We start from the raw sequence: 13,881 nt of genomic DNA, 5'->3' as shown, positions 1-13,881 counted from the left end.
CCCGGCGCCGCGCCACCCACCTCGGCCGCCCCGCCGTCCGCGCCGGTGGGCGCCGCGGCCGGGCCGCCCGCGGCGCTCGACGACGAGCTGATCACCGCCGGTGTGCCTGCCGTTGGTGGCGGGTCACGCTCCCTGCCGCCGGTGCCCCAGATGCTCCCGCCCCACGTCACCCGGCCGACGGCGGTGGCGACGACCGGCGTCACGGCACGGCCGTCGCCACCGCGGACCGGCCCGCCCATCCAGCCACCGCCCGTCCAGCCACTGCCCGTCCAGACCGAGCAACCGCCACCGCCACCGGTCGTGCCGCTGGTCACAACGACACCGTCGACCGGTGTGCCGGTGCCCACCCAGGCGGCGGGCTCCTGACAGGAAGCCCGGCAGGGGCGTTGCGGCGGGTACGGTGGCCGGGCGGGTGGCAGCGCCGCCCAGGTGACCGGTGGGCCCGTTCGTCCGGAGGCGGCTGATACAGCGTCCTCATGGCCTGCCGGGCCCGCCGGGCCAGGGCGGCTGGCGAGTCGGCAGCGGCGCGGCCGTACCGCGTTCGTGCCACCGTCAGCGTCGTCGGAGGTCACAGATGCAGCAGGGGCAGGACACACGGTGATCAACGCCGGGACGGCGTCCTCGGCGCTGTCGGTGCGCTGCGCCGAGTGGACGTGGGAGCAGGGTGTCGACCCGATCGGCTCCGCCCTGGAGTGCGACACCTTCCTGCTCGTCGAGACGCCGCCACCGTGGCCGCGGGACGTCGGCGACATACCGGCCCTCGCCGACGTCGTGCCCGGCCTGCCGCGCGGTGCCCGGCTGCTCGCCGTCGCACCGGCCGACGGCCCCGCCACGGCCGCCGGCAGCCGGGCCGCGACCACGGCGGAAGCGGACAGGGGCGAAGCGGGCAACGGTACTGATCGTGGCGGAGGACGGCGCGGCGTCCGAGTCACACTGTGGCGCCGCCGGAACTCCAACGGTCTCCAGGGCAGCGACCACATCGTCCCCCGGGAGCGCCTCACCGAGGGCATCCTCGGCCTCCTCGACCGTGACCGCGGCCCCGGCCTCGATGCCGTCCGAAATCATGATCGGAATGGTGGCCGCGGCCTCGGTGTGCGTCCGGGCCCTGGCCATGGTGCCGAGCCCGGCGCCGACCCGAGGCTCGGCCGAGGCCGGGACGACGCCGACGAGTGGCCGCCGGCCCGGCCGGCTCCCGCCGAGATCCTGCTGTGCGGCCATGGCCGGCGGGACCGCTGCTGCGGCCGGGCCGGCGCCCGCCTGCACCTCGAGGTGAGATCCTCCTGGCCCGGCGTGCGGGTCCGGCGGTGCAGCCACACCGGCGGCCACCGGTTCGCCCCGACCGGTTTCACCTTCCCGGACGGGCGGGCCTGGGGCTTCCTTGACGCCCCGGCCCTCGACGGGATCGTGCGGCGCGCCAACACCCCCGCCGAGCTGCGCGGACGGTACCGGGGGAGCACCGCGCTCGACCAGTGGGGGCAGGTGGCCGAGCGGGAGCTGTTCGAGCGTTTCGGCTGGGGCTGGCTCGACCACGAGCTCACCGCCTCCCGCACCGAGGTCGCAGCCAGCGGCCGACTGGCAACGGTGGAGCTGGCCTGGCAGGGACCGACCGGCGCCGCAACAGCCACCGCGTCCGTCGCGGTGGTCCGAAACGTCCCCGTCCCGCTCTGCGGCGAAGCCCTGGACCACGCCGAAAAAACCAGCCCCGAGCTGTCCCTGCGCTCAATCGAGATCCGACGGACCCGCGGAACTCAGGGGCCGAGGATGGAGAACGACGCGACGGCGACGGCGGTAAGCAGGCCGTAGGCGAGGCCGGTCAGACTGATCTGGCCGGTTCCGGCTGCCGGTAGGTCTACGACGAACGCCACCCCGATGATCATCGCGGCCAGTGCGATCGGCACTGTCGCGGCTGGCCGTCTGCGATGAGTCAGCAGCGACCACAGGACGACGAGAGCGGGCGCCATGTTCTGTAGCACGATGGCCATGGCGACCGGCAGGCGTGCGATAGCCAGGAACAGGGCGGCATTGGCGGTGCCGACGGCCAGCCCGAACATGAGGGTGTGCCCGAACCGGGAGTGTTTCCACCGACAGGCGCTCGATCGCCGTCGCGGGTGTGCCAGACATAACTGAACAGGCCGAGGCCCACGGCGGTGATGTAGGTCCGTGCCTCCACCAGTTCGAGGGGGTTGACCCGCACGGCGGCGCCGCGGTCCTGGGCCGCGTGCATGAGCCCGACGCTGGTGTCGGTGGCCGGGTCGAGCCGGTCGAGCTCGTCGACGACGAGGACGACGTTCATCGCGGCCTCGACCGGGGCCCGGTGCGGCCCGGTGGTTGTCATCGGTTGCTCCTGCTTTGGGATGTGCGGGTTCAGCCGACAGCCGGGCGGCGGCCAGCAGAGGGACGGCCGCTACTACGCGGACGCCTGGTCGGACCGGTGGTCCTGCTCGCGGCGAGCGGCGGTCGCGATCGCGTCGTCGACGGTGGCGATCTCGGGATCGGTCCAGTCGGTGTGCGCCTGGGTGGTGTAGAAGCGGACCTCGTGACCGTCCGGGTCATGAGCACCGGGCAGAATCCAGCCGATCGTGGCGAAGTGCACGCCGGCATGGGCTTCGCCCAGTGCTGTGAGCCGCCGCGCGAGCGCCTCGAGGGCCGCCCTGGTCGGCACACCGATCGAGAAGTAGTCGAAGCCCGCCGCGCGGGCGGCTCGCTCCGGGTCCAGCCGCAGGCCGAAGGCCGGCCCGCCATTGGGGTGCACCATGACCACCCCCATCAGGACGCCGTTCTCGACGAACTCGGTGCTGATCTCGTAGCCCAGACGGCTCTCGTACCAGGTACGCGAGCGGTCCAGGTCGCTCACCGGGAGCTTGACGTGATGCACCCCGTCGAGCTCTGGCGCGACAGTGTTCGTCACGGCGGACCCCCGAGTTGTGTATAGCGCAGATGCAAAAATGCAGTCCAACTGTATTGCAGTTAGACTGCATCGTATGATGAGTGATGTCAAGGGCCTGCGGGCGGCCCGGGTCGCGGAGACCGAGGAGCGGATCCTGGCCGCCGCCCACGAGCTGTTCGTCCGCGACGGGTACGCGGCCACCACTCTCACCGCGGTCGCCGACGCCGCCCGCGTCGCGCCTCGCACGGTCTACGTGCGCTTCGGAACCAAGGCCGATCTCCTGCGGCGCGTCGTCGACGTGGCCATCGTCGGTGACACTCAGGACCTCGACGTGCAGAGCCGTGAGTGGTACCAGGCCGCGCTCGTCGCGCCCACCGTCGACGAACGGATCGGCCTGCTCGCTGACGGCAGCGCCGCGCTCATGGCCCGCGCCGGCGACGTGTTCGCCGTCGCGCAGCAGGCCGAACCTCTCGAGCCCGTCATCGCCGCCGCGGCCCGCGCCGGACGCGCGGCGACCCGAGACTCGATGCGCTCTTTCTTCACCGCGCTGCGCGACGACGGACTACTTCCCGCCGGCGTCGACCTCGACTGGCTGTGTGACACCGCCGGCGTGCTCGCGCACGCCAACACTTATCTGCTGGTCCGCGAAACCCTCGGCTGGACCACCGACCAGTACCGAACGTGGCTACGCGCCACTTGGCAGCGCCTCATCGCCGCCGCGGCCACGCCGGATAGGTGAGCAGCCCGCGCCGAACCCCAAGCAGCCGGGAGCCGGCGAGCTGCTTGCGACCCGACGGCTGCTGCTGTACCGTCCAGCTTCGAAGGCTCCCGGTCCACCTCTGCTCTGCATGCCGCCCGGGGCACGGTATTTTACCCGGCCGTTGCGCTTCCAATCTGGACCTTCACGCCGCGTGCCTGTTTGCTGTTACATCAAGATCAAATATCTCGTACCCGCCTGATCCTGACATCGCAGGACCAGAGTCCGCACCCGACTGCGGTCAAGCGCACTGAAGTGCGCGAAAACTGTTAACACGGCGCGCGGCGTGTCGGAGGGCTCAATGACCTGATCGTCGGAGCGGTGGACTGCCCCCTGCCTCCGGCCCTGTTGACAGTCGATGCCAGTACCTCACCGGCGTTCCGGGCGAGCCGGCCCGGGAACGGCGCGGCGTCCAGGTGCTGATCGATGGCGGAGGGAAGGCTGCCTTCGCGCCGTGATCACGTACCAGGCGGTCGCGGAAGAGCAGGGTGAGCACGTTGCGGGTGAGGCTGGGGCTGTCCGAATCGAGTAGTCCCGAGGGCCGGGCGAGCAGGCCGAAGCCGTCGGGATAGGCGAGAACGTCGCCCAGCCGGTTGGTGACGAACGCGATTCCTGGTTCGAACAGTCCTACCGGCCAGACCACACCGGCCCACTGCGCCGGCCTCGTTCCGGCCCTGATCTGTCGGATCCGGTGGGCATCATGTCCGGTATGCCTTCCCCGGCCCACGAGACGCCGATCGAACTGGTCCGGCTCGATCCGTCCCTGCCCGACTGGGTACAGACGCTGCTCGGCGACGACACCCCGGCCTTCGACCATGCGCGGCTGTATGACCCGAACGTCCGCCCGCGGACCTACCAGGCGGACGCCATGGTGCTGCTCTACGGGCCCGACGGCAAGCCGCTGCGCGCTGTCGTCTTCGAGGTGCAGCGCGGCCGGAATCCGGAGAAACTCGCTTCCTGGAAGCTCTATATCGGGCACCTCGAGCGGGAGTTCGGGATCAAGGCCTCACTTGTGGTCTTCTTCCCCGATCCGGCCGTCGCGGACTGGTACAGCAGGCAGATCGCGCAGGACACCGTCAGCGGCGCGCAGCTTCGACCGCGGTCCGTCAAGCCCGCCAACGTGCCGGCGATCGTCGATGAGGAGCTGGCGGCCGCCTGGCCGGCGCGGATGCTGCTCTCCGCGATGTGCCATCTCGCCGATGCCGACGTCGATCTGATATTCCCGGCGCTGCTGGCTGCGCTGCTCACGTTGGCGCCGGACGCGAAGATCTTTTATCATAATGTGACGGTGGCCAGGCTGACCGCGGCGGCCCGGGCCCGATGGGAGGAGTTCCTGATGACCACGGCCGTCGGAAAGCGCTACTACGACGACATGCTGAACGAGGTCGACGCCCGGGCTGAGGCACGCGGCGAGGCACGCGGTGAGGCACGTGGTGAGGCACGTGGTGAGGCACGTGGTGAGGCACGGTCGGTGCTGCTGGTCCTCGAGAGCCGCGGCGTGCCGGTGCCTGCCGCGATTCGGGAGCGAATCCTGGCCAGCGTCGACACCGGTCAGCTCGACCTGTGGCTTCGCCGCGCGGCCACGGCGACCACTGTCGAGGACGTCATCCGGGACTAGTGGCAAGGGGCTCACGCGCAGGCCGCGGCCGGGCAGGAGTGCAGCGCCCGCGTGATCCTGGCGGGGCGGGCGACAGACGCCGGTCGGCAGGCGGTAGGAGCGGTGTCACGCTTCAGCACGCCGGCTCCCCACGGCGGCTGGGATCGCGTTGGTATCGTTTTCCCATGGAGGCTGTTATCGATCAGGCTGGCCGGATCGTGCTGCCCAAGTCCATCCGTGACACGCTGGGCCTGCTCCCGGGTACGAGGGTGGACATCTCGCCCTACGGCGCTTGAGTGCAGGTCGTGCCGGCCGGCAGGACCGCGCGCCTCGTTGAGGAGAACGGCGTGCTCGTGTCGGCCGGCGACACGCCTGTCGATGACGACATCCTGTTCGGCCTCATCGACGCGGGCCGCCGGTGACCACTGCGGTCGACACGAGTGTCGCGGTTCCCCTCCTGGTGCGCTCGCATACGCATCACGTGGACGTGGTGCGATGGTGGGCCGGGCAGGAGCTCACGCTGAGTGGGCACGCTCTCGCGGAGACCTACTCGGTACTCACCAGAATGCCGGGTGACGCGAGACTGTCCGAGCCGGACGCCGCCAGGCCGACGAGCGCCTCGCGGAGGTCGTCCCATGCCTCCTGCTCGGTCGCGCCCTCGCCATGAGCGCCCACACCTGGTTGCCAGTTCGTCCCGCGATGACGCCGTGCCGACGCCCGGCGCGGTCGCGGCGATGGCTGCCGGCAGCCGGGTGTGTCCGGGCCTGGCGCAACAAGCTCGGTGGTCTCACCTTCGAGGTGGTCGAACGCCCAGGCACTGAAGCGGGACGGGGTGTCGAAGGGCCGGGGTCGTTCTCGGTTGACGGCGCGTAGGTTCTTAGTTGACGGCGCGCAGGGTGGCGCCGCGCCTTGCGCGCAGCCGGTCCAACGCGTCGGCGGTCGCGGCGTCGGCGGGAAGGAACACCACCATCTGCTGGGCGTCGGTGGGCGGAAGCTCCATCGTCTCACGGTCGAACCGCAGCTCACCGACCGTCGGATGGGCCCACCGCAGGACGCCGCGCGACGGCAGCGCGTACTGGTTCAGCCGCCGGGTGAAGTCGTCGCCGGCGATGGCGCCGAGCTCCGCCCTGAACTGGGCGGAGCGTTCGGCGGACGGGCCGAGCCACAGGTCGAAGGCCCGCTCGTCAGCGACGTGGTCCCAGTCCGGGAAGACCTCGCGGGCGCGCCTGTCGGTGAACACGAAGCGGGTGAGACTGGGGCTGTCCGAGTCGAGTAGCCCCGACGGCCGGGCGAGCAGGTCGAAGCCGTCGGTGTAGGCGAGAACGTCGCCCAGCCGGTTGGTGATGAACGCGATTCCTGGTTCGAACTGGACGAGCAGCCTGAGTACCGCCGGCCTGACGTCCGGTCGGGGCTGGGCGAGCGGGCCCCTGCACACACCGCTGCCGATCTTTGTCAGGTACCGCAGGTGTTCCCGCTCGGTGACGTCGAGGCGCAGCGCGTCGGCGAGCGCGTTGACGACCGCGGGCGACGGGTTGCGGTCGCTGCCCTGCTCGATCCGGACCAGGTACTCGACGCTGATGCCGGCGAGCGTCGCCAGCTCCGACCGCCGTAATCCCGGGACACGGCGACGGGAGCCCGCCGGCAGGCCGAGCGTCTCGGGTCGGGTAGCATCGCGCCTGGCTCGGAGAAAGTCACCCAGCGGCGTACTCACACGGCCCAGTGTACGAACCGGGGCCATCGTGCACCTGGTGCGATGGTGGCCCTGCCAGGGCCAGCCTGTGCCCGGTCTGGCGGCCCGGGACGGCGTGGCCGACCGTTGTGACCATGAGCGGAACCAGCAGACTCGTCATCGTCGTCGGCAGTGTGCGGGAGGGAAGGTTCGGCCCGGTCGTGGCCGCGTGGGCCGCCGAACAGGCCGCCGCGCACGGGGGTTTCGACGTGGCGGTGGTCGACCTCGCCGAGTTCGAGATCCCGCTGTCCCTGCCCGCCGAGTCGCCGAAGTACGCCGGGGCCTCGTACCCGCGGCCGGCGGGTATGGCGACCCTGACCGCGCGGCTCGACGCGGCCGACGCGTTCGTCTTCGTCACTCCCGAGTACAATCATAGTTACCCAGCGTCGCTGAAGGCTGCCATCGACTGGCACTTCACGCAGTGGACCGCGAAGCCGGTGGCGTTCGTCAGCTACGGGGGCGCGTCGGGCGGTCGGCACGCGGTCCTGCACCTGGAGAACGTCCTCAGCGAGCTGCACGCGGTGACCATTCGTGACCGTCTGGCATTCCCGAACTATTTCGTGACCTGGGACGCGGGCCGGCCGGCCGACCCGGAAGCGCCCGTCTATGCCAAGGCGATGTTCAACCAGCTCGCCTGGTGGGCGGCCGCACTCCGGAAGGCGCGCGCCGAGGCACCCTATCCCGGCTGACCGCGATCGCTCGGCGTGACGGAGCCCGAGCGGCGGGGGCCGGCGGCGTCGCGGCGCGCCGGGTGCCGCTCGGACCGAGCACCACCCGGCCGCTCCGCTCCGGGCCGACGTTGCTCCCCTTCGCCCATCCCGAAGCGAAGAAGAGGATCATGATAATGAGTGTGTAAGTGGCTGCTGCGCCAGCCACTTACACACTCATTCCGCTGAAGGGGGTGTGGATCCCTGGGGGCGCTGGTTGGCCGTCCGTCTGCATGGCTGTGTGCACGCTGTCACCGGCCGCGGGTTCTGTCGCCTGGCTGACGGCGGGGTAATACTCTTACTTTGAGAAGTAGGAGGCATCGATGCGGATCACGTCCAAGGGGCAGGTGACGATTCCCGTGGAGATCCGGGAGAAGGCCGGTCTCCTCCCAGGCAGTGAGATCGAGATCGTTTTCGATGACGATGGCGTCCACATCGTGCGGGTGGAGCCGGGGCCGGGTGGCGGGCGTGGCCGGCGCATCGTGCGTCAGCTTCGCGGCACGGCCCCGCCGGGCATGTCCACCGATGAGATCATGGCACTGACCCGCGGCGAGTGACGCCCGTCCTGGTCGACAGCAACGTGCTGCTCGACCTGCTTAGTGACGACCCCCGGTGGGGCGACTGGTCAGCGTCCGCGGTCGCGGCGGCCGCGGACGAAGCACAGCTCGTCATCAATCCCGTGATCTACGCGGAGGTCTCCGTCCGCTATCCGCGGATCGAGGAGCTCGATGACACGCTCCGGCCAGAGGTGTTCCGACGCGATGTTCTTCCGTATCCGGCGGCCTTCCTCGCCGGCAAGGCATACACGCGTTACCGCCGTCGGAGCGGGACGAGGACGTCGCCCCTCCCGGATTTCCTGATCGGCGCACACGCCGCGGTTGCCGGCTACCGGCTGTTGACCCGCGACGCCGCCCGGTACCGGACCTACTTCCCGAAAGTCGACCTCATCGCACCCTGAGCGTTGATGACCGCTCTGATGCACGAGTTCGATCCTCGAGAGGGCGGCTCGCGATCATGCCTGGAGGTGGCTCGAGGGCCGCGCCGGGTGACAGTCAGCCAGATCCTGAGCGGCCCGACCCACCGGCCTGTCCATCGGATTACGGATGCTGCCACGATCATATGCGAATCATGGCATGACCCTGATGTTTCAGGTGAGCGATCTGGCTGGTGCTCGCCGTCGTGAGTTCCTGGATGCCGCGAAGCACGGCGAGGCGTCACCGCGTGACACCGATGGTGCCGTGCTCGTGATGCTCACGGCACGTCGTGTCGCGGCCCTGACCGAGGCGTCCGCTGTGGCCGTTCAGTTGTTCGCGGCAGAGGCGGCGCTGGCATCCGGCATCAAGATCACTCCTGCGGCCCTGGGTTCGTTGGCCTGGCTGGCGGAGTTCGACGTCGATGATCGACTCAAGGCGCTGGAGGAACTACGCGATTCGCTGGCGCTCACCGTGGCACAGGCCGATCCGGAACCACTGCGTGAAACCCTGCGTGCCTGGCAGACTACCGCCGCTGCGATGCGTGACCCGCTCCGTCGCGCGATACACAACGGTAGGCCCGGCGGCGACGACTTCGTCGACGTTCCCGAGCCGGTCGATGGCTGAATCGGACCCGGAACCGGGCGAGTACCCTGTCCGCCAACTGGTCTCGCGGTAGGTCATGGCCACGCGGCGACCAGCGCGGTAGCCATCTGCCGGCGGCAGGTGTCGAGGGTCCTGCCGAGCTGGGCGGGCACGGGCACGGGCGAAGTTCCGCCGCTGGCTAGAGCCACTCGTCCAGTTGGTCCCATGCGACGGTGACCTCGACGGGGTCGAGGGCGTCGATGGCCAGGATGTCCTTTTTCCGGAAGGTGACCTGCTCCATCGCGTAGGTGCCGTCCGATGTCAGGCGGAGCATCTCGACGGACACGGCAGGGCCGTCGTTCCGGGCGAGCCGGATGATCCAGTAGAAGCCGATGCCCGCCCGGGCGTAGCGGACCCGCTTGACGAGCAGATCGTCGGAGACGGAGCCGGGTGACACGATCTCGATGACGATCAGCGCGTCGGCGGCGGTTGGCTTGCCTTGCCACCGTCCCCGGCGTGAGTCGTCGAGGCATCGGAAGAGCGTCAGGTCCGGGCGGCGGAAGTGGAACGGCACCTCGGTGAGCAGGACGTCGATGTCAGCGCGGACCCGGTGACAGGTTCCCGTGCGCTGGTCGTGTTTGCGGGCGGCCTCGGCGAGTGCGTTGAGCAGGGCATGCTGGACTGCCAGGCGTCTGTCGCTGGGCGAGTGGCAGACGACGATCGTCCCGTCCGAGACCTCGATCCGTCCGGCAAGGTCTTCAGGGAGCTCCTCGTAGAGTTCGAGGGTCATCTCGGGCGCCTGTGCCGCGGCGCGCAGCCACGACCAGTCGGAAGCCCGCGGCGTCGCCATATACGCCACGTTACCCGCCGCGGGCAGCGCAACCGCCGGACCTGACACCGTTGCCGGCGAGGCCGACTTCGGGAGATCACCAGGTCTGGAGCCTGCTGAGCTGGAGCGTTCGCTGCAGGGGCCGTTCGGCGTTGCGTACCCGGTCCGGTTCCACGCCGAAGCCCGCCGCCACGACGTCGGTGGAGCTGCGCAGCCCTGACCGCCAGCTCACCATGCGGGTGACCGCCGCGGCCACCACCGGCGCGGGGCAGGGCGCGAGGGCGGGCAGCTCGCCCGCCCGCCACCACGCCGCGAGGCAGCGCAGGGCCAGGGCGAGGCCGGTCGCCGGCAGCGTCGTCCGCCAGATCGCCGCCGCCACCGGATCCAGCTCTCCGATCGGGGACGGCACCCGCGAGGATGGCTGACGCGTTTCCCCCCAGCGGCCTGTGCCCAGCAGCCGCGGGCCCGCCGCGGCGCCGAAGTACGGCAGGACCTCGTACGCGACAGGCCGTCGTCCCTCGAGGCCCCAGCGCAGCGAGTAGGTGTACTGGCGGTGTGCTGTGCGCAGGACGCCGGTGGTCACCTCAGGCACTTCTGGCATCGTCGGCAGGTGGTCCACGCTCATCTCCGTGGGGATCTCACCTGGCGGGATCTCCGCCGCGTACAGGGCGCCGAGCGGCCCGAACAGCCGGATGGCGGCGCCCAGCGGGGACTCCGGCGCGACGAGCGTGCGCACCGTTGCGCGGTCGGCCGTCGCTACCGCGCGCCACAGCCTGGCGGTGAAGTCGCCGCCGTCGACGCGGATGGCCGGCGTTCCGTGGCGCGCCGCCGATCGCTGGGCCACCGACGGCTGTGTGGCCGACGGCTGTCCGGCTGACGGGCGAGTGACGGATGGCCGTGCTGTGGACGGCGGGGCTGCCGGGGGCTGCTTCGCGGCCCGGGCTGCTGGGGGAGCTGTCCCGGGTGCCGCCACGGGTGCCGTCCGCAACGCGCCGTTTCCCCGCGATGCCGACGCCGGGGCCGGGGCCGGGGCCGATGCCGGGGCCGGGGGCTGCGGCGGGTGGTGTGCCGGCACGCGCGAGGGGAGGCAGCGTTCGCAGCCGAGCCGGTCCTTGGCGGCGACCAGCGGAGCCGGCTCGCCGCACGACGGGCAACGTACGCGCGCGAAAGTGGACGCCCCGAGCATCCAGTGCAGGAGCAGGGGATAACGGCGTGGTCCGCGCAGCACGTCCACCGGGAGCTCCAGCGCCGGCGCCTCGACCACGTGCAGCCGAATCGGCCGGATGTCGATGTGCGAGCGATGCTTGTCCTCGATCTCGGCCAGCCGGCGCACCCGTTCGGCCCGGGTAGCCTCGGCCCGGGCGTCGAGCATGGCGACCCGGTCGGCGCCGGCGGTGGCACGCCGGCGGGCGATCGAGGCGAGCGCGTCGGAGTAGTAGCGCTCCACACGCCGGATCTCGGCGGCGCGCTCGTCCTCCGCGTCCTTGGCGATCACCGCTGACCGTACGGCCGCTCGAGCATCGATCAGCCGGTATGCCTCGCGGACCGCTCGGGCCAGGTCCGGCGGAAGGGCGATGGGACGACTGGCGGCGGGCGTGTCGTCCGCCTCCGGGGACTGGGCGGCCAGCGCACGCCACACGCCGTCGGCGATCTCAAGGCCGGAGCGGCCGTCCACCCAGCAGTCCATCCGCTCCTGGAAGCTGCTCTCCATCGACACGTCGAAGTGGACGAGCGCGCCGACCCGCAGGACGGGCAGCAGCACCCGTCGGGGCGGGCCGGCGGCGTCGAGACGGCCATGGTCGACCGGGAAGCGGTCGCGGGCGTGCGCGAGCAGGGTGTCGGCGCCCGGCGGGACGCGGGCGGGCCACGCCAGCGTGAGCCGACCGGCGTCCCCGGTGGTCAGGATGGCGTCGGCGGCCTGGTCCAGCGCCGGATGGCCGGGTGCGATGAGGGTGGCCCCGTCCTCGCGCGCGACCTCGGGGTCGCTGGTGACGAGGACCTCCTCCGGGAGGCTGAACGCACCGGCCAGGCGCTGCGGGAGAACGACGAGGCTGGCCTGGGCGCCTTCCTCCCACAACGCCCCTTCCCGCGTGGCGTAGCGCAGCCAGAAGCGCAGGGCGGGATCGGTGACCGGCATGGGAACTACTCCTGTTCCTCGCCACCGGCGAGGTCGTCGATGGCGGCCCGGCTGGCGAGGTAGTCGACCCGGGCCCGGGCGAGAGCGTCGCCGAGCTCCTCCATCCGCGCGTCGAACTCGCTGTCGTCCGCCGCCGTGACGTAGGCGTCGAACACCTGGTCGGCGAAATCCGTCTCGTCGTCGATGCGGCCGAGAATCATGTCGAGCTCACCGACGACCAGTTCGAAAAGATTGATTTTCGTCTCGAGGACGCGCAGGATCCGTTCCTCGATCGTTCCGCGTCCGACGAGGTTGGTCAGTACGACGTCATGGGTCTGGCCGACCCGGTGCAGGCGGCCGAGGCGTTGTTCGATCCGCATCGGGTTCCACGGCAGGTCGAGGTTCACCATGACGTGGCAGAACTGCATGTTACGGCCCTCACCGGCGGATTCGGTGGTGAGCAGGACGGGCACCTCGTCACGGAAGCGGCCGATCACCCGTTCCTTGTCGGCCCGGGCCAGGCTGCCGTGATAGACGGCCGCCGCTATGCCGGCCTCGACGAGCGCGGCCCGGGCCGTCTCCAGCGTCGGCCGGAACGCGGTGAACACGACGACCTTCTCGTCGCTGGCGAGACGGCGGCGCAGCAGGTCGATGAGGGTCCGGGTCTTGCGGGTGACCCCTATCTCGCCGGCCTGGGCGGCGAGGTCGGGCCAGCCGGCCTTCGCGAGTGTCGGGGCGAGCGCAGCCGGTGACGATCCGGCGTGGTGGGCCAGACCGCGAAGCGTGAGAAGCCGGGACGGCGCCGCGCCCCGGGCCTCGCGGCGGATCCGCGCCGCGACGGCCGCGTAGAGCGCGGCCTCCGGGGCGTCGGGGGTGATCAGAACGGTTTCGGCCAGCCGCTGCGGGAGGAGTACCTCGACCTCGCTGCGCCGGTGCCGGACCATCACCTGACGGGTCCGCGCCCGCAGCTCGGCGACATTGTGCACCTGCGCGACATTGTGCACCCGTGCGGCCGTCGGGGCGTCGTGCGCCGGACCGGTGGCGCCTGGTGCCGCGTTCCCGTGCCGGCGGCGGAACTCCGCCGCGGTCCCGAGCAGGCCCGGCGAGACCAGGCTGACCAGCTCAAAGAGATCCTCGAGCCGGTTCTCGACCGGTGTCGCCGACAGCAGCAGCAGGTAGCGGGCGCGCAGGGCCCGGGCCAGCCGGCCCGACGCGGTGCGCGGGCTACGGACCCGGTGCGCCTCGTCGATGATCACCAGGTCCCAGTCGCGCCCGGTCAGCGCGGTGCGCAGCGGGTCCCGCCGCGCCGTCGCGAGCGAGGCGAGAACCACCGGCCGGTCGGCGGCACCGACGTCCGCCAGGGACATGCCCGCGCGCGCCACGACGGACGGCAGCGCGAACTTGCGGTCGAGCTCCTCGCGCCACTGGTCGACCAGCCCGGCCGGAGCGACCACCAGAGCGGTGGACGCGAGTGCCCGCATCCGCAGCTCGGAGAGGATCAGGCCGGCCTCGATGGTCTTTCCGAGGCCCACCTCGTCCGCGAGGATGGCGCGCCCGTGCATGCGCCGCAGGACGGTGCCCGCTGTCCGCAGCTGGTAGCCGAAGGGCTCGAACCGCAGGCGGGGAACCGAGATCAGGCTGTCGAAACCGGGCTTGCTCCACACGCCGATCGCCTCGTCGAGCAGCTCCGACCACTCCGGGTC

15 protein-coding genes and 4 pseudogenes are annotated in these 13,881 nt (G+C 71.1%); 9 read left to right on the top strand and 10 right to left on the bottom strand.

Annotation, left to right across the window (positions count from 1 at the left end):
- Nucleotides 1-347 (bottom strand): annotated as a pseudogene (locus tag NBW84_RS15655) (hypothetical protein); the annotation flags it as partial.
- Nucleotides 348-597: 250 nt separating this feature from the next.
- Between NBW84_RS15655 and NBW84_RS15650 the strand changes: the two are divergent.
- The gene (locus NBW84_RS15650; protein WP_250285482.1) at nucleotides 598-1,803 is read left to right on the top strand and encodes a sucrase ferredoxin; all 1,206 of its coding nucleotides are present in this window, start codon (nucleotides 598-600) and stop codon (nucleotides 1,801-1,803) included.
- Here the strand turns inward: NBW84_RS15650 and NBW84_RS15645 are convergent.
- The 3 genes and pseudogenes from NBW84_RS15645 to NBW84_RS15635 all read right to left on the bottom strand — a co-directional run bounded on the left by NBW84_RS15645 (nucleotide 1,749) and on the right by NBW84_RS15635 (nucleotide 2,908).
- Nucleotides 1,749-2,117, bottom strand: coding sequence for an EamA family transporter (locus NBW84_RS15645; RefSeq protein ID WP_445548729.1), 369 nt, complete (start codon nucleotides 2,115-2,117; stop codon nucleotides 1,749-1,751). The two genes, NBW84_RS15650 and NBW84_RS15645, sit on opposite strands and share 55 nt — an antisense overlap.
- Before the next feature lie 80 nt (nucleotides 2,118-2,197).
- Nucleotides 2,198-2,293, bottom strand: a pseudogene (locus NBW84_RS24365) (hypothetical protein); the annotation flags it as partial.
- A gap of 114 nt (nucleotides 2,294-2,407) precedes the next feature.
- Nucleotides 2,408-2,908: a VOC family protein gene (locus tag NBW84_RS15635; RefSeq protein WP_250285481.1), complete on the bottom strand. Its 501-nt coding sequence runs from the start codon at nucleotides 2,906-2,908 to the stop codon at nucleotides 2,408-2,410.
- A gap of 73 nt (nucleotides 2,909-2,981) precedes the next feature.
- Here NBW84_RS15635 and NBW84_RS15630 point away from each other — a divergent pair, with 73 nt between their 5' ends.
- The gene (locus NBW84_RS15630; RefSeq protein ID WP_250285480.1) at nucleotides 2,982-3,626 is read left to right on the top strand and encodes a TetR/AcrR family transcriptional regulator; all 645 of its coding nucleotides are present in this window, start codon (nucleotides 2,982-2,984) and stop codon (nucleotides 3,624-3,626) included.
- Nucleotides 3,627-3,942: 316 nt separating this feature from the next.
- Here the strand turns inward: NBW84_RS15630 and NBW84_RS15625 are convergent, their stop codons facing one another.
- Entirely contained in the window at nucleotides 3,943-4,287 is a 345-nt protein-coding gene (locus NBW84_RS15625; RefSeq protein ID WP_250285479.1) for a hypothetical protein, read from the bottom strand.
- 57 nt (nucleotides 4,288-4,344) lie between these two features.
- On the opposite strand from NBW84_RS15625, the gene NBW84_RS15620 reads away from it, so the two are divergent.
- The 3 genes and pseudogenes from NBW84_RS15620 to NBW84_RS24355 all read left to right on the top strand — a co-directional run.
- Nucleotides 4,345-5,262 (top strand): hypothetical protein, encoded by a 918-nt coding sequence (locus NBW84_RS15620; RefSeq protein WP_250285477.1) that lies wholly within the window; start codon nucleotides 4,345-4,347, stop codon nucleotides 5,260-5,262.
- Between the two features lie 164 nt (nucleotides 5,263-5,426).
- Nucleotides 5,427-5,663, top strand: a pseudogene (locus NBW84_RS24360) (AbrB/MazE/SpoVT family DNA-binding domain-containing protein).
- Nucleotides 5,660-5,848 (top strand): annotated as a pseudogene (locus NBW84_RS24355) (PIN domain-containing protein); the annotation flags it as partial. The pseudogenes NBW84_RS24360 and NBW84_RS24355, both read left to right, overlap by 4 nt.
- Here NBW84_RS24355 and NBW84_RS24350 read toward each other — a convergent pair.
- Nucleotides 5,788-5,916 carry a hypothetical protein gene (locus tag NBW84_RS24350; RefSeq protein WP_445548447.1) on the bottom strand — a complete coding sequence of 43 codons (129 nt, stop codon included), beginning with the start codon at nucleotides 5,914-5,916 and terminating at the stop codon, nucleotides 5,788-5,790. The pseudogene NBW84_RS24355 and the gene NBW84_RS24350 overlap by 61 nt on opposite strands.
- A 202-nt stretch (nucleotides 5,917-6,118) precedes the next feature.
- The gene (locus tag NBW84_RS15605; RefSeq protein WP_250285474.1) at nucleotides 6,119-6,952 is read right to left on the bottom strand and encodes a helix-turn-helix domain-containing protein; all 834 of its coding nucleotides are present in this window, start codon (nucleotides 6,950-6,952) and stop codon (nucleotides 6,119-6,121) included.
- A 113-nt stretch (nucleotides 6,953-7,065) separates the two neighbouring features.
- Between NBW84_RS15605 and NBW84_RS15600 the strand changes: the two genes are divergently transcribed.
- The 4 genes from NBW84_RS15600 to NBW84_RS15585 all read left to right on the top strand — a co-directional run bounded on the left by NBW84_RS15600 (nucleotide 7,066) and on the right by NBW84_RS15585 (nucleotide 9,275).
- On the top strand, nucleotides 7,066-7,659 hold the full coding sequence (locus tag NBW84_RS15600) for an NADPH-dependent FMN reductase (protein ID WP_250285473.1): 594 nt from the start codon (nucleotides 7,066-7,068) through the stop codon (nucleotides 7,657-7,659).
- Nucleotides 7,660-8,000: 341 nt separating this feature from the next.
- Nucleotides 8,001-8,234, top strand: a complete 234-nt coding sequence (locus NBW84_RS15595) for an AbrB/MazE/SpoVT family DNA-binding domain-containing protein (RefSeq protein WP_250285472.1) — start codon at nucleotides 8,001-8,003, stop codon at nucleotides 8,232-8,234.
- Complete coding sequence (locus tag NBW84_RS15590; RefSeq protein ID WP_250285471.1) at nucleotides 8,231-8,635, top strand: type II toxin-antitoxin system VapC family toxin; 405 nt, start codon at nucleotides 8,231-8,233, stop codon at nucleotides 8,633-8,635. Before NBW84_RS15595 ends, NBW84_RS15590 begins: the two co-directional genes overlap by 4 nt.
- A 145-nt stretch (nucleotides 8,636-8,780) precedes the next feature.
- A complete protein-coding gene (locus NBW84_RS15585; protein ID WP_250285470.1) occupies nucleotides 8,781-9,275 on the top strand; it encodes a hypothetical protein in 495 nt (164 codons plus the stop codon).
- A gap of 157 nt (nucleotides 9,276-9,432) precedes the next feature.
- Here the strand turns inward: NBW84_RS15585 and NBW84_RS15580 are convergent, their stop codons facing one another.
- The 3 genes from NBW84_RS15580 to NBW84_RS15570 form a co-directional block, all read right to left on the bottom strand.
- The gene (locus NBW84_RS15580) at nucleotides 9,433-10,083 is read right to left on the bottom strand and encodes a Uma2 family endonuclease (RefSeq protein ID WP_250285469.1); all 651 of its coding nucleotides are present in this window, start codon (nucleotides 10,081-10,083) and stop codon (nucleotides 9,433-9,435) included.
- Between the two features lie 76 nt (nucleotides 10,084-10,159).
- Nucleotides 10,160-12,199, bottom strand: coding sequence for a hypothetical protein (locus NBW84_RS15575; RefSeq protein WP_250285468.1), 2,040 nt, complete (start codon nucleotides 12,197-12,199; stop codon nucleotides 10,160-10,162).
- A gap of 5 nt (nucleotides 12,200-12,204) precedes the next feature.
- Nucleotides 12,205-13,881: DEAD/DEAH box helicase (locus tag NBW84_RS15570; protein ID WP_250285467.1), on the bottom strand; the 1,677-nt coding region annotated here is incomplete at its 5' end.

The sequence above is a fragment of the Protofrankia sp. CiP1_Cm_nod2 genome, from assembly GCF_920664355.1.
Lineage (GTDB): Bacteria > Actinomycetota > Actinomycetes > Frankiales > Frankiaceae > Protofrankia.
This window is presented reverse-complemented; position numbering and strand designations above follow the sequence as displayed.

Bases quoted from the DNA above. Each gene is read 5' to 3' on its own strand.
- NBW84_RS15630 (WP_250285480.1), top strand. From the start codon at position 2,982: ATGATGAGTGATGTCAAGGGCCTGCGGGCGGCCCGGGTCGCGGAGACC.
- NBW84_RS15620 (WP_250285477.1), top strand. From the start codon at position 4,345: ATGTCCGGTATGCCTTCCCCGGCCCACGAGACGCCGATCGAACTGGTC.
- NBW84_RS15600 (WP_250285473.1), top strand. From the start codon at position 7,066: ATGAGCGGAACCAGCAGACTCGTCATCGTCGTCGGCAGTGTGCGGGAG.
- NBW84_RS15595 (WP_250285472.1), top strand. From the start codon at position 8,001: ATGCGGATCACGTCCAAGGGGCAGGTGACGATTCCCGTGGAGATCCGG.
- NBW84_RS15585 (WP_250285470.1), top strand. From the start codon at position 8,781: ATGCTGCCACGATCATATGCGAATCATGGCATGACCCTGATGTTTCAG.
- NBW84_RS15580 (WP_250285469.1), bottom strand. From the start codon at position 10,083: ATGGCGACGCCGCGGGCTTCCGACTGGTCGTGGCTGCGCGCCGCGGCA.
- NBW84_RS15575 (WP_250285468.1), bottom strand. From the start codon at position 12,199: ATGCCGGTCACCGATCCCGCCCTGCGCTTCTGGCTGCGCTACGCCACG.